This window comes from Alkalisalibacterium limincola, assembly GCF_008017755.1.
GTDB lineage: Bacteria > Pseudomonadota > Gammaproteobacteria > Xanthomonadales > Xanthomonadaceae > Alkalisalibacterium > Alkalisalibacterium limincola.
In genome coordinates this window covers 134,676-152,900 of the sequence record NZ_VRTS01000003.1, presented here as the reverse complement: position 1 = coordinate 152,900, position 18,225 = coordinate 134,676, and the positions used below count along the sequence as shown (strand labels likewise).

The following is an 18,225-nucleotide window of genomic DNA, read 5'->3' as shown; positions in this document are numbered from 1 at the left end:
AATTTTCAGGCGGCGCGAAAGGCCGCGACTTGATGCCTATGTATGGGTTGGGGCCGCGCGTTCAAGTGCGCGCGCCCGCCGATCGGCTTCCGTTCAGTCTTCGGCCTTGGCCACGACGACCAGCGCCGGGCGCAGCAGGCGCTCGTTGAGCAGGTAGCCCTTCTGGTAGACCTGCACCACCGAATCCGGTGCGTGCTCGCTGGTCGGCACCGCGCTCATCGCCTGGTGCTGGTCGGGATTGAAGGCCTCTCCGAGCGGGTCGACCACCGTGAGGCCGTTGTCCTCGGCCACCTTGCCCAGCTGCCGCAGGGTCAGGCGCATGCCCTCGCGCAGCTTCTCCACGTCCTGCGCCTGGGCGGACAGGCCCGCCTCGAGGCTGTCGAAGACCGGCAGCAACGCGCCCAGCAGGCGCTCGTTGGCAAAGCGCCGGGCCTGTTCCAGCTCGCGCGCCATGCGCTTGCGCTGGTTCTCGAGCTCGGCGCGCTCGCGCAGCTGGTCCTCGCGCACGGTCGCCAGCGCGATGCGCAGGCGGTCGAACTCCTCCTGCGTGGGCTCCGGGGTCAGCGCTTCCTCATGGTGTTCGGCGGCCTGGCCGGCCTGCGCCGGGTCCTTGGACGCGGCGTCCTCGCGGTGTTCGTCGTTGTGCATGGTTCGCGGTTCCTTGCGCCAGCGGCGCACAATGGTCTCGTGGACGGCCGCAGGCCTGCAGCCATCCGCCCAACGCGGTTATTGGGCCGGCTGGCCGGGATTCAAGGCGGCGCCGAGCACGTCGGCGGTGGCCTGGACCATCGGGATCACCCGGTCGTAGGCCATCCGGGTCGGGCCGATCACCCCCAGCACGCCCAGCACCTGGCCGTGGGCCTGGTAGGGCGCGGTGACCACGGTGCAGCCGTCCAGCTGGGCCACGCCGGACTCCTCGCCGATGAAGATGCGCACGCCCGGGGCGTGGATGCAGCGCTCGAGCAGCTGCACGATCTCGCGCTTGCGCGCGAAGGTGTCGAACAGCTCCCGCAGGCGGTCGAGGTCGGAAAGGTCCTGTACGCCCATGAGCCGGGTCTGGCCGGCGACCAGCACGTCGTCGTCGTCCGGGTCGAGCGCGTGGGCCGCCAGCTCCACCGCGTTCGCCATCACCTGCTCCATGGCCTGGCGCGCCTGGTTCATCTCGTGCAGCAGCGCCGCCCGGATCTCGGAAACCGAGCGCCCGGCGAAGTGGGCATTGAGGTAGTTCGCCGTCTGCTCGAGCTCCGAGGGCGTGTAGGTGCGGCGGGTATTGATGATCCGGTTCTGCACCTCGTTGTCGGTGAAGACCAGGATGACCAGCACGCGGTTGCCGTCGATCGCGACGAAATCGATGTGCCGGAACGCGAACTGCTCGCGGCGGGGCACGCTGACCACGCCGACGAAGTGGCTCATCGCCGAGAGCAGCTCCGAGGCCGAACCGAGCATGGCCTGGGTGCCGGAGCCCGCCGCCAGCCCCTGGCGCAGGCGCGCCAGCTCGCGCTCGCCCACCGGCTTGAGCTGCAGCAGGCTGTCGACGAACACCCGGTAGCCCTGGGCCGTGGGCACCCGTCCGGCGGACGTGTGCGGCGCGGAGACCAGGCCCACCTCCTCGAGGTCGGCCATGATGTTGCGGATCGTCGCCGGGCTCACGTCCAGCCCCGAGCGCTTGGCCAGGGTGCGCGAGCCGACCGGCTCCCCTTCACGGATGTATTGGCCGATCAGGGTGCGCAGCAGGCTGCGGGCACGAGGATCGAGATCGGGCAATGCGGTCTTCATTCGGTCAGGGCCGTCACGATGGTGTCCATATAGATGAGGCCGCCCCGGGGCGCTGACAAGCCCCGCCCCCTCTCCCGCCTTGGCGCGCGTCGGGGGCCATGCTAGCGTTTCGCCGCCAGCGCGGGAACAGCATGCTCACACACCTCTACCTCAAGGACTTCGCCGTCGTCAGCGAAGCCGACGTCGATTTCGGCCCCGGGCTGACCGTGGTGTCGGGTGAAACCGGTGCCGGCAAGTCGTTGATGGTCGACGCCCTGCTGCTGCTCGGCGGTGCCCGCGCCGACAGCGGTGTCGTCCGCCACGGGGCCGACCGGGCCGAGCTTTGCGCCAGCTTCGACCTCGCCGATGCGGGACCGGCCCGGGAATGGCTTCACGCGCAGGAGCTCGATACCGAGGCCGGGGAATGCCAGTTGCGCCGGATCATCCGCGCCGACGGCGGCTCGCGCGCGTGGATCAACGGCCGTCCGGCCACGGCGGGCCAGCTGGCCGAGCTCGGCGAGCGGCTGCTGGAGATCCATGGCCAGCACGAACACCAGGCCCTGCTCTCGCGCAGCCACCAGATGGCCCTGCTGGACGGGTTCGGGGGCCATGAGGCGGACATCGCCGGGGTTGCCGGGCACGCCCGCCGGTGGCGGGCATCCAGCGTCGGCTGGCCGACATCGAATCCGCCGGCGATGTCGCCGAACGCATCGACTACCTTGACCACCAGTTGCGCGAGCTCGATGGCGAGGTACTGGAACCGGAGGCCATCGCCGGCGTCTTCGCGCAGCACAAGCGCCTGGCCAACGCCTCGACGCTGATCGAGGGCTGTGGACGCAGCAGCGAGGCGCTGGCCGGCGAGGACGGCGCGGCGCCGGCCGACACCCTGCGCGCGGTCCAGGCCACGCTGGCCCGCCTGGCTGGCGACGAACCCCGCTTGAACGAGGTCATGGACCTGCTGGAAGGTGCAGCCGTGCAGGCCGAAGAGGCCGCCGCGGCGCTGGAGCGCATCCGCGACGCACTCGAGCTCGACCCCGACCAGCTGCAGGAACTCGAGCAGCGCATGAGCCGGCTGCACGAACTCGCCCGCAAGCATCGCGTGCGCATCGACGACCTGCACGAGCACCGCGAGCAGCTGCGCAACGAACTCGACGGGCTCCGCGAGGCGGTCGATGGCGTGGACACGCTGCGCCAGGAGCTTGGGCAGGCCGCCCGGCAGTGGCGTGAAGCCGCGGAGGCCCTGGGCGGCAAGCGCGCCAAGGCGGGAAAGCGACTGGGCAAGGCGGTGAGCGGGCTGATGGAGGAACTCGGCATGTCGGGGGGGCGCCTGGAAGTGGCCCTGGAACCCATCGAAGGCGATGAGCCCGACCCCAACGGCGCCGAGCGCGTCGAACTGATGGTTTCAGCCAATCCCGGCATGCCCCTGCGACCCCTGCGACGCGTGGCGTCGGGCGGCGAGCTGTCGCGCATCAGCCTGGCCATCGAGGTCGCCAGCCTGGACCGCGACGCCGTGGCCACGATGGTGTTCGACGAAGTCGATACCGGCATCGGCGGCGGTGTCGCCGAAGTGGTGGGACAGCGCCTGCGGGCACTTGGCTCGCGCCGCCAGGTGCTGTGCGTGACCCACCTGCCGCAGGTGGCGGCCCAGGGCCATGGCCACTATCGCGTCGACAAGCAGGTACAGGGCAAGGCCACGCACACCCGCGTGAGCCGACTCGATCCCGAGGCCCGGGTCGAGGAGGTGTCGCGGATGCTGGGCGGACTGGAGATCACCAGCGAGACGCGCGCCCATGCGCGCCAGATGCTCGATCGCGCCGCGGCGGCAAGCCCGCAGGACGCCTGAGGCTGTCGAAGGGGCACGCGGCCCCTGCCCCCTGCCGGGCCCTACTTGCCCTTCATCGGGCGCACGTAGAGCACCAGGCTGTGGTCCTCGATCGTGTAGCCGTGCTTGGCGGCGATCTCGCGCTGCAGGCGCTCGATGTCCTCGCTGTAGAACTCGACAACCTTTCCGGTCTCGGTGCATACCATGTGGTCATGGTGCTCGCCGCGGTCCAGTTCGAACACGGCCTGGCCGCCTTCGAAATTGTGCTTCATGACCAGGCCGGCGGCCTCGAACTGGGTCAGCACCCGGTAGACGGTGGCCAGGCCGATATCGTCCCCATGCTCGATCAACGTGCGGTAGATGTCCTCGGCCGTCATGTGCCGCGGGCGGGCCTGCTCCAGGATTTCCAGGATGCGCATCCTGGGCTGGGTGACCTTCAGTCCGGCGTTGCGCAGATCCTGTGATTCCATGTGTCGTCAAACCCAAGTTGAATGCGGGACCGGGCGCAGCCTTTGCAGCGCGCGCCCTAGTGTATCATCGGGTGTTTACCGCCAGAGCCCACAAGACCGCATGAAGAAGCTGTTCGTCTCTGTCATCGTACTGGCCATGCTCTCCGGCTGCGCCTTCATCTACCGGCAGCCCGTGCACCAGGGCAACCTGCTGGAAACGCGCCAGGTGGACCAGCTCGAGGTGGGGATGACCCGCCGCCAGGTCATGGTGCTGCTGGGTTCGCCGTCGGTTGCCGACCCGTTCCACCAGGACCGCTGGGACTATGTCTCCAGCCAGCGCCGCGGTCGTGGCGAAATGGAGGTGAAGAACCTCACCGTGCGCTTCGATGGCGACGTGGTGTCGGGCTGGGAGGGCGAGTACTTCCAGGACCAGAACCAGACGCTGGCCCGCGAAATGGGCCGCTTCGGCAACCTCCCGCGCGAGCGTGGCCGCTGAGGCGATCGGTCCCCCGCGTTCGGCGCGGCCACGCATGAATCGTCCCCTGCGCATTTCCCTGATCGTGCTGCCCTGGCTGCTGCTTGCCGGGGTGACGTTCGTGGCCTGGCTGGCCTGGGTGCACTTCCAGTGGAAGGACCGCACCCTTTGGGAGCGCATGCTCAGCGACGTCGAGGCCGCACCGGCCCAGATGGAAGCGCTGCAACTGGGTGAAACAGCCGAGCTGCTGGAGGTGCTGGAGGCGCGTCAGGCCAGCGACTGCCGCGTGATCCGCGAAGAGGCCCACCTCGCGCCACAGGCCATGCAGGCACGGGTCGAGCAGGCGCTGGACCACTGCCCATCGAACCACCCGGGCTCCTGAAGCCCAGGGGCAGGCGCCAATCAGGATCGACGCGCCCGCTCGCGCCGCACCTGTTTGGGATCGGCCAGAAGTGGACGCAGTATCTCGACCCGGTCCCCATCGTGGAGCTCATCACGGGGCTTGACCAGGCGCCCGAAGACCGCCAGGCGGGCGGGATCGATGTCCAGCCCCGGCACCTGCTTCGCCAGGTCGGCCTGGGCGAGCGCGTCGGCCACGCAGGCCCCCACCGGCAACGCCACGCGCACCCGCCAGCTCCGCCCCGGCAGCGCATGCACCACCTCCACGTGGATGCAGGCGTCCTCAGCCATCGCGCATTCCCACCCGGCAGAAGTCGTCCACCATGCGGTCGGCCAGGCCCTGGAAGCCCAGCGCCAGCGCCGAGCCCATGACGCGGTTGCTCACCTCGAAGTCCAGGTTCAACGACACCTTGCAGGCATCCTCCGCCAGCGCCTGGAAGCGCCACGCCCCGGAGAGCCTCCGGAACGGACCGTCGACCAGGTCGAGTTCGATGCGCTGTGCGGGAACCAGCAGGTTGCGGGTGGTGAAGCCGGTGCGCAGGCCCGCGGCGCGCAGGCGAAGCGTCGCCACCATGTGCGAATCGCTCGCCTCCAGCACCTGGGACGCCTCGCACCAGTCGAAAAGCCTCGGATATGCCCCCACATCGTTGACCAGATCGAACATGCGTTCGGCGGACTGCCGCACCAGGGCGCTGCGCTGGATCGAACTCATCGCGACTCCACCCTCGCCCGCCACGGCCGCATCGGCGACAATGCGCGGTCAGGAAGGGAAAATGACCAAGAAAAAGCAGAACAAGAAGGATACAGGAGGCGACTCCACGATCGCGCTGAACAAGCGCGCGCGCTACGAGTACAGCCTCGAGGACCGCTTCGAGGCGGGGCTTGCGCTGCAGGGCTGGGAGGTCAAGGCGCTGCGGGCGGGGCGCATCTCGCTGGTGGAGTCCTACGCGCTGATAAAGAACGGCGAGATCTACCTGTTCGGGGCGCAGATCCCGCCGCTGATCTCCGCCTCCAGCCACGTGGTGGCCGACGACCGGCGCACGCGCAAGCTGCTGCTGCACCGCCACGAGATCGACAAGCTGATCGGTGCGGTGGAGCGCGACGGCTACACCCTGATCCCCACCGCGATGTACTGGAAGAAGAACAAGGTGAAGCTGGAGGTCGCGCTGGCGAAGGGCAAACAGAGCCACGACAAGCGCGCCACCATCAAGGAGCGCGACTGGGCACGCGACAAGCAGCGCGTCATGCGCCGGCACAATCCCAACGCCTGATCCGGTGGGGGAAGTGCTTGTCCGTTCAGGCTCGCGCCCCCATACTTGACCGTGATCGGACGAACAAACGATTTCCCGGGGGTGACATGGCTTCGACGGGGGTCGCGATTTCGACCGGTGCATGCCGAGGGGGCGGCTTTCCTCGTTAATCCAGCAGCAAACTTTTAGTTGCCAACGACGACAACTACGCTCTCGCCGCTTAAGGCGTAAGCCCCGAACCCACTTGTGCTCGTGCTCGTCGGTGTAGGGTCATTATCACGGGATCGCCTAGGGTGGCTGCCTGTCAGCCCTATTCTGGTTAAATCAAAGCAGGCTGGTCGTGGGGTGCGTCTAGCACGTCGTACTGCTCCACGACGAGATCCAACGGCGGGCTAAGCATGTAGTATCCGGCGATTGAGTGCCTTCGGACGGGGGTTCAACTCCCCCCACCTCCACCAACACCGAACCCCAGCCCGCCAGGCTGGGGTTTTTTCTTTGCCCGGCTAGGACCGACAGCCCACCAGGCTGTCCGCGCAATCGGCGTCCACCTTCGCATCCCAGTCCGCCATCAGCGCCACGAAGAGCAGCTTCTCGAACTCCGGCCTGAAGCGCTGGATCACAGCCTCCGGGTCGGGCACGAGGCGCGCGTCGCCGATCAGCCCGAAGTGCACCCGGCCGTTGTAGCTCAGGATCGAGATGCCCAGCCCGATCGAACCGTTCTGAGGCACCCAGAACATCATCTCGGAAATCTCGCTGCCAGCCATGTACAGCGGCATCTGCGGACCGGGCACGTTGGTCGCCACCAGCGAGGCCTTGCGGCTGAACAACTCCAGCGCGAACTGCTGCACCTTGGGCGTGGTCATGCCCACCGCCGCGAGCAGGCCGTAGGTGACCATCGCCTGGCGTGCATTCTTGAGTTCGCGCATGTGGGCGGCCACGCGCTCCAGGCGCGCCATCGGGTTGGCCTCTCCCACCGGCAGCTCCAGGAAAACCAGCCCGAAGTGGTTGCCGAGCTTGCGCGCGTGCTCCAGCGGCCGCAGGTTCACCGGCACGGTGGCGCGCAGCGTCAGGCCATCGATCGCCTCGCCCCGCTCGATGAGGTAACTGCGCAACGCACCGGTGGCGGCGGCCAGCAGCACGTCGTTGACCGTGCAATCGCACGCCCGGCTGACGGCCTTGACCTCCTCGAGGTCCAGCGGCTCCGCCCAGGCCACGCGCTTGCTGACGCCCAGCCGTCCCTTGAGCACCGTCTGCGGATCGTCCGACAGGCTCAGCGCCGTGGCCAGCTCGCGGGCGATCTCGCTGCCCTCGCGCGCCAGGACCATCGGCAGTGTCGGGTCGCGGTACATCTCCATGCTCTTTTCGAGCATCTTTCCGCCCATCTTGATGTAGCGGTCCATCGCACCGACGCGCTTGGCGACGCCGGCGCCATCCTCCTTCAGCCACGCCCGCTGCAGGTCGCGACCTCGGCCCGGGCGGCGGCTGACATCGGTCAGGCTCAGCAACACCTGCACCAGCGCGATGCCGTCCGCATAACAGTGGTGGATGCGCGAGATCAGCGCACTGCCGCCGTCGTAGCGCTCCACCAGATGGAACTGCCACAGGGGCTTGGAGTGGTCGAGTGGCGTGGAGGCCAGCTGGCTGGCCAGGCGCTCGAGCTCCTTCTTTCCACCCGTGCCCGGCAGCGCGGTCAAGCGGACGTGGTAGTCGATGTCGAAGTCTTCGTCGACGACCCAGGAGGCGCCGGTGGCGGTATCGACCGCCTTCTGGTTGAAGCGCGGGTAGGCGAGGAAGCGCTGCTCGATGATCCGGCGCAGCTTCTCCAGCGTCACCGGCTCGGCGAACATCAGCACGCCGGTGATCATCATCAGGTTGGTGGGGCGTTCCATCCTGAGCCAGGCGGTGTCGACCTTCGACATCGACTCGCGTTTGGACCCGCTTGCGCGCTGCTCGCTCATCCGCCCCTCCCTGCCGTGTGGGCGAGTGAATCACGCCCCCTTGCGAGCGTCAACGCGAAGCGGTGGTGCGCTGGTAGGCCGCCAGCGCCTTTTCGCGCGAGGCCTTGAGGTCGACGACAGGCTGCGCCGGCCACGACGGGGCACGTAGCTTGCGCTCGTCCTCGTGCTCCCACGGCGCATACAGCGCCTTGTCGGGCAAGTCCGCGAGTTCAGGGCACCAGCGCCGGATGTAGGTGCCCCGCGTATCGAAGCGCGCGGCCTGCGTCACCGGATTGAAGATACGGAAGTAAGGTGCCGCATCCGCGCCGGTCCCGGCCGTCCACTGCCAGCCCTGGGTGTTGTTGGCCAGGTCGGCATCGACCAGCGTGTCCCAGAACCAGCGTGCGCCGTGCTGCCATCGCAGGCGAAGGTTCTTGGTCAGGAAGCTGGCCACGATCATTCGCACCCGGTTGTGCATCCAGCCGGTCTGCCACAGCTCGCGCATCCCGGCATCGACGATCGGCACGCCCGTCCGGCCCTGCTGCCAGGCCTCCAGCGCGGCAGCGTGTTCCTTCGCATCGGACCAGTCGAAATCGTTGAAGCGGGGGTTGAGGTTCCCGGTGGCTGTATCCGGGTAGTGGAACAGCAGGTGGTGGGAAAACTCCCGCCACCCCAGTTCGCGGATGTAGCCATCGACCTGTGGCTGCGCACCCTTCGGGAAGCCGGCGCGGCGCAAGGCGTCGACGATGCGCCACGGGGCGATCTCGCCGAAATGCAGATGCGGGGACAGACGCGACGTGCCGGCCCTGTCAGGCAGGTTGCGTTGCTCCAGGTAGCTTCCGGCCGCGCCCTCGATGAAGGCATCGAGCAACTCGACGGCGCCGGCCTCTCCGGGCTCGAAGCGCTTCCAGAAGCCTGCGTCCCAATCCAACCGGGGCCCGAGACCCAGGGCCTCGATGGCCCGGGGGCCGTGCTCGTGCCCGGAAATGGCGTCGGGCAGCGCCGGCAGCCGGGCCGGCGGCGTCCATCGCGCAGGGTCGGCCAGCAGGCCGGATGCCTTCCGCCAGAAAGGCGTGAAGACGCGGTACGGCCCGCCCTCCCCGGTGTGCACCTGCCACGGCTCGACCAGCAGCGCGCCATTGAAGCTGCGGGCCTCCAGGCCCTCGTCGCGCAGGCGCATCTTGACCTGCTTGTCGCGCGCGATGCTCGCCGGCTCGTAACACCGGTTCCAGTACACGGCCACCGCGCCGACCCGGGCCGCGAGGGATGCTAGGGCGTCATCCGAGGCAGCCTCGAGCACCACCAGCGACGCACCATGTTCGACCAGCCGGGATTCGAACGCCAGCAGCGAGCGACCCAGCCAGGCCCGGCTGGCGGCGCCTGGGGACCAGTCGCCCTCCTCCTGCGGCGCATGCACGTACACGAAGATCGGCGCGTGGCCCGCCTCCAGGGCAGCACGCAGGGCGGGGTTGTCGGCGAGGCGAAGGTCTCGCCGGATCCACACCAGGGCGTGGCTCATCGGGGGCTCCAGTGGCGGGGACGGCACGGTCGGGCGCACGGGCACGCCGGTTCTGCCGGCCAGTCTGCCGAGCCGCTTGTGTGGCCCCCGTCAACGAAGACGCCCCGGCACGGGCCGGGGCGTCGTTTTCACGCAATCCGCCGGGAAATCAGCGGCTGCGGCAGGCGTTGGTGTCGTCGAAGCTGGTGTTCGGGCCCGTGACATCGGTCACGCAGAACGTCAGGTTCGTCCCCCGGTAGTTGCCGGTGGAGAAGCTGACGCCGCCCGAAGCGTTCGTCGAACCGACCGCACACCCACTCACCGAACCGGAGAAACAGCCGGTCACGCTGGCGCCGGACATGCCCTGCCCGTTCTGGTCGACGATGGTCACCGCCGCAGTGGTGTTCGTGTTCGGTCCCCGCGAGACATGGCTGAGGTTGATGTTGCCCACCTTGGCTACCACGTCGGTCGGGTCCGGGTCGGTCGGGTCCGGATCGGTCGGATCCGGGTCACCACCCGAGCCGGTCAGGTAGTCGATCGCGGCCTTGGTGCGCACCAGGCCCCAACCGTAGAGGGTGTCCCGGCCGGAAGCACCCAGATCCTCCGCGGTCACCGCGAGTGCCTCGCGGATCTGCCCGACGGTGGCGGTCGGCACCGCGCTCCACACGACGGCCGCGACACCGGCCACGTGCGGGCTGGCCATCGAGGTGCCGTCGTAATAGGCGTAACCGTTGCCCTGGTTGTTGACCACCGTGCTGACGCTGCCCTGGGTGCCCAGCTTGCTGCCGACCACGTCCAGGCCATCCTCGCGGGTCATCGACACGACCGGGATCGACGAGCCGCCGGCACCCAGCGTGCCACCGAAGCCGCCCGGCTCGTTGTTGTAGATCACCGCGGCGGTGCCACCGCCGGCCGTCACGTTGGCGGCCTTGTCGGCGAAGCTGATGTCGCCGCGCTCGCACATGACGACGCGGCCGCTCCACGAGCCGGAGGAAAGACAACGGCCGCCGTTGACGACCGTGCCCGACCCCGTGCCCTGGAAGGTGCCGTCCATGCCTTCGACGATGTAGCCCGTCCCGCCGATCGTCGCCGATGCGGATTCGAACGGCACGGTGGACAGTACGCCCACGCCCGGTGCCGCCAGTTCGACCTGGCTGTTGCGCTGGGAGAAGCTCGCATGGGCCTTGTTCTGGTCGATGGCCGCCACCGAGACAACGGCGTCATAGGACGCCGGATAGCTCATCTGCGTGTTGCCGCCGTTGCCGGCGGCAGCCACGCTGAGCACGCCCGCGTTGTAGAGGTTCTGGAAGGCATTGCGCTCGGTGGTCGAGGAGGAGCCGCCGCCCAGGCTCATGTTGATGACCTTCGCGCCGGCGTTCGCGCAGCGGTTGGCTGCGTCCACCAGGGTCGAGCTGTAGCTCCAGCCACAGTTGGATCCGTTGAAGACCTTGACGGTGTAGATGTCGATCTCGCCGGTGGCCACGCCGACCACGCCGACGTTGTTGTCGGCTGCCGCGATGGTGCCGGTGACATGCGAACCGTGGCCGCAGGAGTCGGTGTTCCAGCCGGTCGGATACCCGCCGACCAGGTTCACGCCCTGGAAGTCCTCGTGCGCGGCGTGGATGCCGGAGTCGATGACGCAAACCATCACCCCGCCGCCGGTCGCCCCGCTCGCCCAGGCCTGCGGCGCCTGCACCATGTCGATGCCGTAGGGACGGATCTGCGCCATCGGATAGCGCGGTGCATCAGCCTCGATGTATTCGATGTTCGGATTGTTGCGCAGGCCCTGCAGCGCCTGCTGTGGCACCGAGACGGCGAAGGCGCCGAGCTCGTCGAACTGGTGGTGGATGCGTCCGCCTGCCCCGCGCAGGGACTGGGCCACCTGCGCCTGGCTGCCAGGCTTGAACTTGACCCAGACGCGGTCAGGATCCGGGCCTTCGCCCGCGGTCGCGCCTGCGCTGAAGGCCATCGCCAGGCCGAGGCCCAACGCCGTTACCAGAGTGCGTTGCTTCATGTGTCGTTTGACTCCCCGAAATAGTGTCGCATTGCGGGCATCTGTCTTCCCTGCGCCCTTTATCCAAGCGCCAAACCTAGCACGCTTTCCTGGGCGCGAATGACGCGCCGCAGCAATGGTGTCCCCCTGCGATCGCACCAGGAAACAGCGGGGCCTGGGCGCAAAAAAAAGGGCCCGGCTTGAGGCCGGGCCCTTCAAGGTCAGTCCGTGGACCGACCGCGTTTCACGCGTGCATCAACGCATCTGCATCTCGTCGCTGCACTCGTCCGTGCCCGCGTTGCAGACCTGCCAGGTGGACATGCCACTGCCCGGGGTCATCTGCTTCGAGAACTCGCCGCCGTTGACGCCGGTGTGGACGATCACGCCGTTGTGCCACACGTCGACCTGATCCTCACCACCATCCCAGCTCAGGTGGTGGGTCGGACGCATACGCGCACCGCTGGTCGTTCCCGTCAGGTTGGTCGGGTTCGGACCCACGACCTCGACGTCGAACTTCGCCTCCACCTCGACGTTCGCCACGTCGCCGTCACCCGGCCACGCGTGGATGCCGATGTAGTAACGATCCGCCGGCAGTTCCGCGCCATCGATCGCGAAGCAGGACTCGTTGCTTCCGGCAGCCCACGAGCGGCAGCTGAAATCCGTCTCGTCGGGCAGGAAGCCGATGCCCAGGTACAGGTCGGCATCGCCTTCGGTACCCTCCAGCTCGCTGAGGTTGAACTCCGCGTTGCTGTTGCCCTCCGGCAGGTCGATGTAGAAGTAGCGCCAGCCGTCGGCTTCAATGAAGTCGATCTCGACCGGAACGCCGTTCTGCAGCTGCAACGGGTAATCCGGGTCGATACCGCCCTCGAAACGGGCTTCCAGCGAGACATTGCTGACCTCCACCGAACCGAACGCCTGCACCCAGACGTAGTAGCGACCTTCCTCCGGCTCCTCGAAGGTGCAGGTCTCGGTGTTGCCGGTCAGCCACGGACGCAGTCGTACTCGGTCGTGGACGGCATGTCGCCGAAGCGCACGTAGATGTCGCCATCGCCCGTGGCACCTTCCAGGGGACGCAGCTCCATCACCAGGTTTTCGGCACCGGCCGGGACGTCGATGTAGTAGCGGGCCCACTGGCCACCCGGGATCGGGTCGAGCTCGACGAGCTCACCGTTGACCAGCGCGGTCGACTCCGGCGGCGGCGGCGGCGGCGGCGGCGGCGGCGGCTCGGGGATATCACCGCTGCGGATGATGTCGATGGTGTCCTTGAGCTGGATCAGGCCATGACCGAAGAGGTGGTCGCGGCCTTCGGCACCCAGGTCCTCGGCACCGGCGATCAACGCGTGGAGCACCTGCGTCAGGCTCAGCTCCGGGTCCTCGCTCCAGGCCACCGCAGCGGCACCCGCCACGTGCGGCGACGCCATCGAGGTACCGCTGTAGGTGTCGTAGCCGTTTGCCGGGTAGGTGAAGATCGTGCTCACCGACGCCGACATGCCGAGGCTGTCGGCCACCAGCGCCTGGCCGTCTTCCTGGCTCAGGCTGAGCACCGGGACGGAAACCGCCACGCCACCCAGGGTGCCGGAGAAACCACCCGGCGCGTTGTTGTAGACCACGACGCCCGCAGCGCCACCGGCCACCGCGTTGAGCGCCTTGTCGGCGAAGGAGATCTGTCCGCGCTCGCACAGCACGATCTTTCCGTCCACGTCGCTCAGAGCCTCGAGGCACAAGCCACCTTCGGCCAGGTCACCGCTCGCGGTGGCCTCGACGGTGCCATCCATCGCGCCGACCATGTAGCCCGAGCCGGCGACGCTGAAGTCGGAGTCCGAGTAACCCACCGTGCTGAGCACGCCGACGCCGGGCGCCGCCAGCTCGACCTGGGCATTGCGCTGCGAAGCCGTGTAGTGGTTCTTCTGCGAGTCCACGCCGCCCACCGAGACCACCGCGTCGTAGGACGCCGGGAAGCTCAGGGAGGTGTCGCCGCCATTGCCGGCCGCGGCGACGCTCAGTACGCCCTGGTCACGCAGGGCCTGGAAGGCGTTGCCTTCGGCCGTGGACGAACCACCGCCACCCAGGCTCATGTTGATGACGCTGGCGCCTGCGTCGGCGCAGCGCTGTGCGGCATCGACCAGCGTGGAGCTGTAGCTCCACTGGCAGCTGGCGGTGCTGGAATTGCCGAAGACCTTGACGATGTAGAGCGACACCGCGCCCGGGCTGACGCCGACCACGCCCTCGCCATTGAAGTCCGCGGCGATGCTGCCGGCCACGTGCGTGCCATGGCCGCAGCGGTCGTTGTCCCAGCCCTCGGGATAGCCACCGATCACGTCGATGTTCGCGAAATCCTGGTGGCCCGCCGTCAGGCCGGAGTCGATGACGCACACGGTGACGCCCTCGCCCGTCGGGGCGCCGGCATCGATGCTGCCGTCACGATTGGAATCCCACACGTCGCGCGCCTGCACCAGGTCGATGCCGTAGGGCACGATCGAGCCCATCGGGTAGCGCTTGTGGTCGGGCTCGATGTACTTGACCGCGCCGCTTTCCTTGAGTCGGGTGATGGCGTCCTGCGACAGCGTCGCGACCACCGCACCGATCTCGTTGAATTCGAAGTGGACCTCGGCGCCTTCGCGCTGGAGTGTCCGCTGCATGGAAACCTGCTGACCGTCGTGGAAACCGATCCAGACGCGCTCACCCGCGTCCTTCGCAAATGCGGAGCCCGCACCTGCGGTTGCCGCCAGGCCCACGGCCATGGCAGTGACCAACATCCTCTTCTTCATATTCGATCTTTCCCCAGATTGCTCAAACGAGCGTGTAAAGACACATGTAACGCGTTCCCTCGCATGCGTGTGAACCACGTCACTCTTTCTGCCGCGTCGTCGAACCTACAACATATGAACGAATGATGAAAAGGGCATATCGCCTCCACGGCATGGATGCTTGACAGGAGAACGTTGCCAGCGTTTGCGTTCAGCGCAAAACAGGTTTGGGAATCGGCGAAGCCAGAACCCTCGATGGCCCCCATCCGCGGAAGGGGTTGGCGGCCAATCCTGTAATTATTTCGTTAAGCCCGAGCCGTCGAGCCCTCGTGGCGATCACGTCTCGAGGAAGCGTACCCGTCGCGTGATCGAGCACACCAGCTCATAGCCGATCGTCCCCGCATGCTCGGCGACGCGCTCGACCGGAAGGCCCTGCCCCCACGCAACGACTTCGCTCCCGATCGCGGCGGCCGGGGCGTTCCTAAGGTCCAGCGTGATCAGGTCCATCGACACCCGCCCCACCACCGGCACCTCGATGCCGTCCACCAGCATCGGCGTGCCCGTCTTCGCCGCACGCGGATAGCCGTCTCCGTAGCCCAGCGCGACGACGCCGATGCGCATGTCCTCGGGCGCATGCCAGGTCGCCCCGTATCCCACCGGCTCACCCGCCTCGACGGGGTTGATCGCGATCAGCCTGGAGGCCAGCGTCATCGCCGGACGCAACCCGAACGCCGTGCCGGGCATCCCCGGGACCACGGAGATGCCGTACAGCGCTCCCCCAGGACGCACCCACTGCGCCTGCGCCATGGGCCATCCCAGCACCGCCGCGGAATTGGCCAGGGAGCGTTGGCCCGGCAGTCCCTGCGTGGCCTGGTCGAACGTGGCCAGTTGCCGCCGGGTCTGCTCGTCGTCGAAGACGTCGGAATTGGCGAAGTGGGTCATCAGCACGATGTCCCCGTTGATGCCCGGCAAGGCCCGCAGGCGGGCGTGGACGTGCGCAGCGTCCCTGGCCGGGAACCCCAGCCGGTGCATGCCGGAGTCCAGCTTGAGCCACACTCGCAGGCGCTCGTCGCCCGGCCCGGGCGGATGTGCTTCCAGCATTTCAATCTGTGCCGGATGGTGTACGACCGAGTCCAGGTCGAGCTCGCGCAGTCGTGGCAGGTCGGCCGGCTCCACGAAGCCCGACAGCAGCACGATGCGGTGCGTGTGCCCGGCCGCGCGCAGGCGCTCGGCATCCTCGAGCGAGGCGACCCCGAACGCGTCGGCACCAGCCAGTGCCGCGGCCACCCGCTCCAGTCCGTGGCCGTACCCGTCGGCCTTGACCACCGCCATCACCCGGGCACCCCCGACGCGGGCGCGCATCACGCCCAGGTTGTGGGTCAGCGCGTCGAGGTGGATGCGGGCAACGGCAGGTCGTGACACGGGCAGGTCCAGGGTGTGCGGAGGCCCATTGTGATCGATATGCCGGGCGCGGCACAGGCGGATCGTGGCCGTTCGCGGGCGCTACTCGAAGCTGCCGACGTTGTCGCGCGCCAGGTTGTCGAAGCGCGTGTACTCGCCGAAGAACTTCAGCTTCGCGGTACCGGTCGGGCCGTTACGCTGCTTGGCGATGATCACCTCGGCCAGGCCCTGGTCGGGTGAATCCTTGTGGTAGTAGTCGTCGCGGTAGATGAAGACGATGATGTCGGCGTCCTGCTCGATGGCACCCGATTCGCGCAGGTCGCTCATGACCGGGCGCTTGTCGGTGCGCGACTCCAGGCCGCGGTTGAGCTGCGAGAGCGCGATGACCGGCACGTGCAGTTCCTTGGCCAGCGCCTTGAGCCCGCGCGAGATCTCGGAGATCTCGTTGGTGCGGTTCTCCGAACTGCCCGGCACCTGCATCAGCTGCAGGTAATCGATGACCACCAGGCCCAGGTCGTGCTCGCGCTTGAACCGGCGGCAGCGCGAGCGCACGTCGTTGGGGCTCAGCGCCGGCGTGTCGTCGATGAAGATCTTCACCTCCGAGAGCATGCGGATGGCCGAGTTCACCCGGCTCCAGTCCTCGTCCTCCAGCATGCCGTTGCGCAGGCGCGTGGCATTGACCCGGCCCATCGAGGAGATCAGGCGGAAGGCCAGCTGCGAGGCGGACATCTCCATCGAGAACACCACGCAGGCTTTCTTCGTCTTGAGCGCGGCGAACTCGGCGATGTTCAGCGCCAGCGTCGTCTTGCCCATCGCCGGGCGCGCGGCCAGGATGATCAGGTCGGACGGTTGCAGGCCCGCGGTCAGCTCGTCGAAGTCGGTGAAACCCGTGGGCAGGCCGGTGATCTGGCCCTGGTTCTCGTAGCGCTCCTGGAGCTGGGTGAACGCATCGCGCATCGCGTCCTTCAAGGTGACGTAGTTGCGCCGCCCCGCCGCGCCCTGCTCGGCGATCCGGAAGACCTTCTGCTCGGCATCCGACAGCACCTCGTTGATCGGCCGGGTGCCGGGCTGGAACCCGTCGTTGACGATGTCGGTACCCGCCTCGATGAGCTGCCGCAGCACCGCCTTCTCGCGCACGATCTCGGCGTAGGCGGTGATGTTTGCCGCCGATGCGGTCGTGTTGGCCAGTTCGATCAGGTAACCGGTCCCGCCCGCCTGCTCGGACAAACCATTGGCCTCGAACCACTCCCCCAGCGTCACCGCGTCGAACGGGCGGCTCTTCTCCGAGAGCTCCAGGATGCCGCGGTAGATGAGCTGGTGGTCGCGCCGGTAGAAGTCCTCCACCTTGAGGAAGTCGCCGACCCGGTCCAGTGCATCGGGCGAGATCATCAGCCCGCCCAGCACGGCCTGCTCGGCCTCCAGCGACTGCGGGGGCAGGCGCAGGCTTTCGATCGTGGCGTCGGACGACTTGCGTTCCGGGCTCAGGGCCATGGTGTTCTCGCTGCGTGGTGTGGCGTGGGCGGCGGCCGGACTCGGGCCGGTGGCACGCGGCCGCCAATGCTAGCCTCCGGCGCGGCCGGAGCGTTATGCACAACCCTGTGGACAACTGGTGGACAACCCTGCGGGTTGTATCCCTGCGCCGTCTCAGGGGCTGAGACCTCCACGAAAAAGGGCGCCCGAAGGCGCCCTTTCCGTGCAACGGTGGAGCGGTGCTCAGACCAGCTCGCCCTCGATGACGACCTTGACGGTGGTCTCGATGTCGGCGTGCAGGCGCACTTCGATGTCGAACTCGCCGATCGTGCGGATCGGGCCGTCGCTCATCACGACCTCGCCCTTCTCGAGCTCGATGCCGGCCGCGGTGAAAGCCTCGGCGATGTCGCGCGGACCGACCGAGCCGAACAGCTTGCCCTCGGTCGAGGCGTTCGCCTTGATCGTGACGCTGGCGCCTTCGAGCTTGGCCTTGCGACCCTCGGCACCGGACAGCTGCTCGGCGGCCTTGGCCTCGTACTCGGCGCGACGCTTCTCGAAGTCGGCCAGGTTCTGCGCGGTGGCCGGAACGGCCTTGCCGTAGGGGATCAGGTAGTTGCGGCCGTAGCCGGGCTTGACGCTGACCTTGTCACCCAGGTTGCCCAGGTTGGTGACCTTCTGGAGGAGGATCAATTCCATGGTAGTGCTCCGTATTCGTTAGCGGGCGCACGGGCCCGCAGCTGTTCCAGCTGTCCGAACGGACGGCCGGCCCCACCGTGGCGGGGCCGCTGGGTTCAGATGTCGTGGTTGTCGGTGTAGGGGATCAGGGCCAGGAAGCGCGCACGCTTCACGGCGGTCGCAGCTGGCGCTGGTACTTGGCCTTGGTGCCGGTGATGCGGCTGGGAACGATCTTGCCGTTCTCGGTCAGGTACTGGCGCAGGGTGTTGAGATCCTTGTAATCGATCTCCTTGACGCCCTCGGCGGTGAACTTGCAGAACTTGCGGCGGCGAAAGAACTTGGACATGTGTGGTC

The 18,225-nt window shown here is 67.8% G+C and carries 16 protein-coding genes, 1 other RNA gene and 2 pseudogenes; 5 read left to right on the top strand and 14 right to left on the bottom strand.

Going from position 1 to position 18,225, the window contains the following annotated elements; translation table 11 throughout:
- Positions 1–93: 93 nt before the first annotated feature.
- Together grpE and hrcA are read right to left on the bottom strand one after the other, a co-directional pair.
- Positions 94–648, bottom strand: a complete 555-nt coding sequence (gene grpE, locus FU658_RS05845; protein ID WP_147891227.1) for a nucleotide exchange factor GrpE — start codon at positions 646–648, stop codon at positions 94–96.
- A 78-nt stretch (positions 649–726) separates the two neighbouring features.
- Complete coding sequence (hrcA, locus tag FU658_RS05840; RefSeq protein WP_147891226.1) at positions 727–1,776, bottom strand: heat-inducible transcriptional repressor HrcA; 1,050 nt, start codon at positions 1,774–1,776, stop codon at positions 727–729.
- Positions 1,777–1,907: 131 nt separating this feature from the next.
- Between hrcA and recN the strand changes: the two are divergent.
- A pseudogene (recN, locus tag FU658_RS05835) lies at positions 1,908–3,598 on the top strand (DNA repair protein RecN).
- A gap of 41 nt (positions 3,599–3,639) precedes the next feature.
- Here the strand turns inward: recN and fur are convergent.
- Positions 3,640–4,047, bottom strand: a complete 408-nt coding sequence (gene fur, locus FU658_RS05830) for a ferric iron uptake transcriptional regulator (RefSeq protein ID WP_147891225.1) — start codon at positions 4,045–4,047, stop codon at positions 3,640–3,642.
- 100 nt (positions 4,048–4,147) lie between these two features.
- Between fur and FU658_RS05825 the strand changes: the two genes are divergently transcribed.
- Positions 4,148–4,522 carry an outer membrane protein assembly factor BamE gene (locus tag FU658_RS05825; protein ID WP_147891224.1) on the top strand — a complete coding sequence of 125 codons (375 nt, stop codon included), beginning with the start codon at positions 4,148–4,150 and terminating at the stop codon, positions 4,520–4,522.
- A 34-nt stretch (positions 4,523–4,556) separates the two neighbouring features.
- Positions 4,557–4,883 carry a hypothetical protein gene (locus FU658_RS05820; protein ID WP_147891223.1) on the top strand — a complete coding sequence of 109 codons (327 nt, stop codon included), beginning with the start codon at positions 4,557–4,559 and terminating at the stop codon, positions 4,881–4,883.
- 20 nt (positions 4,884–4,903) lie between these two features.
- Here FU658_RS05820 and FU658_RS05815 read toward each other — a convergent pair whose 3' ends face one another.
- Positions 4,904–5,191, bottom strand: coding sequence for an RnfH family protein (locus tag FU658_RS05815; RefSeq protein ID WP_147891222.1), 288 nt, complete (start codon positions 5,189–5,191; stop codon positions 4,904–4,906).
- The gene (locus FU658_RS05810) at positions 5,184–5,612 is read right to left on the bottom strand and encodes a type II toxin-antitoxin system RatA family toxin (protein ID WP_147891221.1); all 429 of its coding nucleotides are present in this window, start codon (positions 5,610–5,612) and stop codon (positions 5,184–5,186) included. Before FU658_RS05810 ends, FU658_RS05815 begins: the two co-directional genes overlap by 8 nt.
- 61 nt (positions 5,613–5,673) lie before the next feature.
- Between FU658_RS05810 and smpB the strand changes: the two genes are divergently transcribed.
- Both smpB and ssrA read left to right on the top strand, forming a co-directional pair.
- Positions 5,674–6,171 (top strand): SsrA-binding protein SmpB, encoded by a 498-nt coding sequence (smpB, locus tag FU658_RS05805; RefSeq protein ID WP_147891220.1) that lies wholly within the window; start codon positions 5,674–5,676, stop codon positions 6,169–6,171.
- A gap of 77 nt (positions 6,172–6,248) precedes the next feature.
- Positions 6,249–6,608, top strand: a transfer-messenger RNA (tmRNA) gene (gene ssrA / locus FU658_RS05800).
- 45 nt (positions 6,609–6,653) lie between these two features.
- On the opposite strand, the gene FU658_RS05795 is transcribed toward ssrA, so the two are convergent.
- The 9 genes and pseudogenes from FU658_RS05795 to rpsR form a co-directional block, all read right to left on the bottom strand.
- A complete protein-coding gene (locus tag FU658_RS05795; protein WP_147891219.1) occupies positions 6,654–8,108 on the bottom strand; it encodes a WS/DGAT/MGAT family O-acyltransferase in 1,455 nt (484 codons plus the stop codon).
- Positions 8,109–8,157: 49 nt separating this feature from the next.
- Positions 8,158–9,606 carry a cryptochrome/photolyase family protein gene (locus FU658_RS05790; protein WP_147891218.1) on the bottom strand — a complete coding sequence of 483 codons (1,449 nt, stop codon included), beginning with the start codon at positions 9,604–9,606 and terminating at the stop codon, positions 8,158–8,160.
- A 148-nt stretch (positions 9,607–9,754) separates the two neighbouring features.
- Positions 9,755–11,599 carry a S8 family serine peptidase gene (locus tag FU658_RS05785; RefSeq protein WP_147891217.1) on the bottom strand — a complete coding sequence of 615 codons (1,845 nt, stop codon included), beginning with the start codon at positions 11,597–11,599 and terminating at the stop codon, positions 9,755–9,757.
- Between the two features lie 234 nt (positions 11,600–11,833).
- Entirely contained in the window at positions 11,834–12,481 is a 648-nt protein-coding gene (locus tag FU658_RS05780) for a PPC domain-containing protein (RefSeq protein ID WP_147891216.1), read from the bottom strand.
- 77 nt (positions 12,482–12,558) lie between these two features.
- Positions 12,559–14,217, bottom strand: a complete 1,659-nt coding sequence (locus FU658_RS05775) for a S8 family serine peptidase (protein WP_187265949.1) — start codon at positions 14,215–14,217, stop codon at positions 12,559–12,561.
- 444 nt (positions 14,218–14,661) lie between these two features.
- Positions 14,662–15,747: an alanine racemase gene (gene alr, locus FU658_RS05770; protein WP_147891214.1), complete on the bottom strand. Its 1,086-nt coding sequence runs from the start codon at positions 15,745–15,747 to the stop codon at positions 14,662–14,664.
- Positions 15,748–15,828: 81 nt separating this feature from the next.
- Positions 15,829–17,217 (bottom strand): replicative DNA helicase, encoded by a 1,389-nt coding sequence (locus FU658_RS05765; protein WP_147891213.1) that lies wholly within the window; start codon positions 17,215–17,217, stop codon positions 15,829–15,831.
- Between the two features lie 222 nt (positions 17,218–17,439).
- Complete coding sequence (gene rplI, locus FU658_RS05760) at positions 17,440–17,892, bottom strand: 50S ribosomal protein L9 (RefSeq protein ID WP_147891212.1); 453 nt, start codon at positions 17,890–17,892, stop codon at positions 17,440–17,442.
- Between the two features lie 95 nt (positions 17,893–17,987).
- A pseudogene (rpsR, locus tag FU658_RS05755) lies at positions 17,988–18,217 on the bottom strand (30S ribosomal protein S18).
- Between the last annotated feature and the right edge of the window lie 8 nt (positions 18,218–18,225).

What these genes read in the sequence shown, in the direction of transcription:
- FU658_RS05765 (WP_147891213.1), bottom strand. Translation starts at nt 17,217, where the DNA reads ATGGCCCTGAGCCCGGAACGCAAGTCGTCCGACGCCACGATCGAAAGC.
- FU658_RS05795 (WP_147891219.1), bottom strand. Translation starts at nt 8,108, where the DNA reads ATGAGCGAGCAGCGCGCAAGCGGGTCCAAACGCGAGTCGATGTCGAAG.
- hrcA (WP_147891226.1), bottom strand. Translation starts at nt 1,776, where the DNA reads ATGAAGACCGCATTGCCCGATCTCGATCCTCGTGCCCGCAGCCTGCTG.
- rplI (WP_147891212.1), bottom strand. Translation starts at nt 17,892, where the DNA reads ATGGAATTGATCCTCCTCCAGAAGGTCACCAACCTGGGCAACCTGGGT.
- FU658_RS05790 (WP_147891218.1), bottom strand. Translation starts at nt 9,606, where the DNA reads ATGAGCCACGCCCTGGTGTGGATCCGGCGAGACCTTCGCCTCGCCGAC.
- FU658_RS05775 (WP_187265949.1), bottom strand. Translation starts at nt 14,217, where the DNA reads ATGCAGCGGACACTCCAGCGCGAAGGCGCCGAGGTCCACTTCGAATTC.
- FU658_RS05815 (WP_147891222.1), bottom strand. Translation starts at nt 5,191, where the DNA reads ATGGCTGAGGACGCCTGCATCCACGTGGAGGTGGTGCATGCGCTGCCG.
- FU658_RS05785 (WP_147891217.1), bottom strand. Translation starts at nt 11,599, where the DNA reads ATGAAGCAACGCACTCTGGTAACGGCGTTGGGCCTCGGCCTGGCGATG.
- smpB (WP_147891220.1), top strand. Translation starts at nt 5,674, where the DNA reads ATGACCAAGAAAAAGCAGAACAAGAAGGATACAGGAGGCGACTCCACG.
- fur (WP_147891225.1), bottom strand. Translation starts at nt 4,047, where the DNA reads ATGGAATCACAGGATCTGCGCAACGCCGGACTGAAGGTCACCCAGCCC.
- FU658_RS05810 (WP_147891221.1), bottom strand. Translation starts at nt 5,612, where the DNA reads ATGAGTTCGATCCAGCGCAGCGCCCTGGTGCGGCAGTCCGCCGAACGC.
- FU658_RS05820 (WP_147891223.1), top strand. Translation starts at nt 4,557, where the DNA reads ATGAATCGTCCCCTGCGCATTTCCCTGATCGTGCTGCCCTGGCTGCTG.
- FU658_RS05825 (WP_147891224.1), top strand. Translation starts at nt 4,148, where the DNA reads ATGAAGAAGCTGTTCGTCTCTGTCATCGTACTGGCCATGCTCTCCGGC.
- grpE (WP_147891227.1), bottom strand. Translation starts at nt 648, where the DNA reads ATGCACAACGACGAACACCGCGAGGACGCCGCGTCCAAGGACCCGGCG.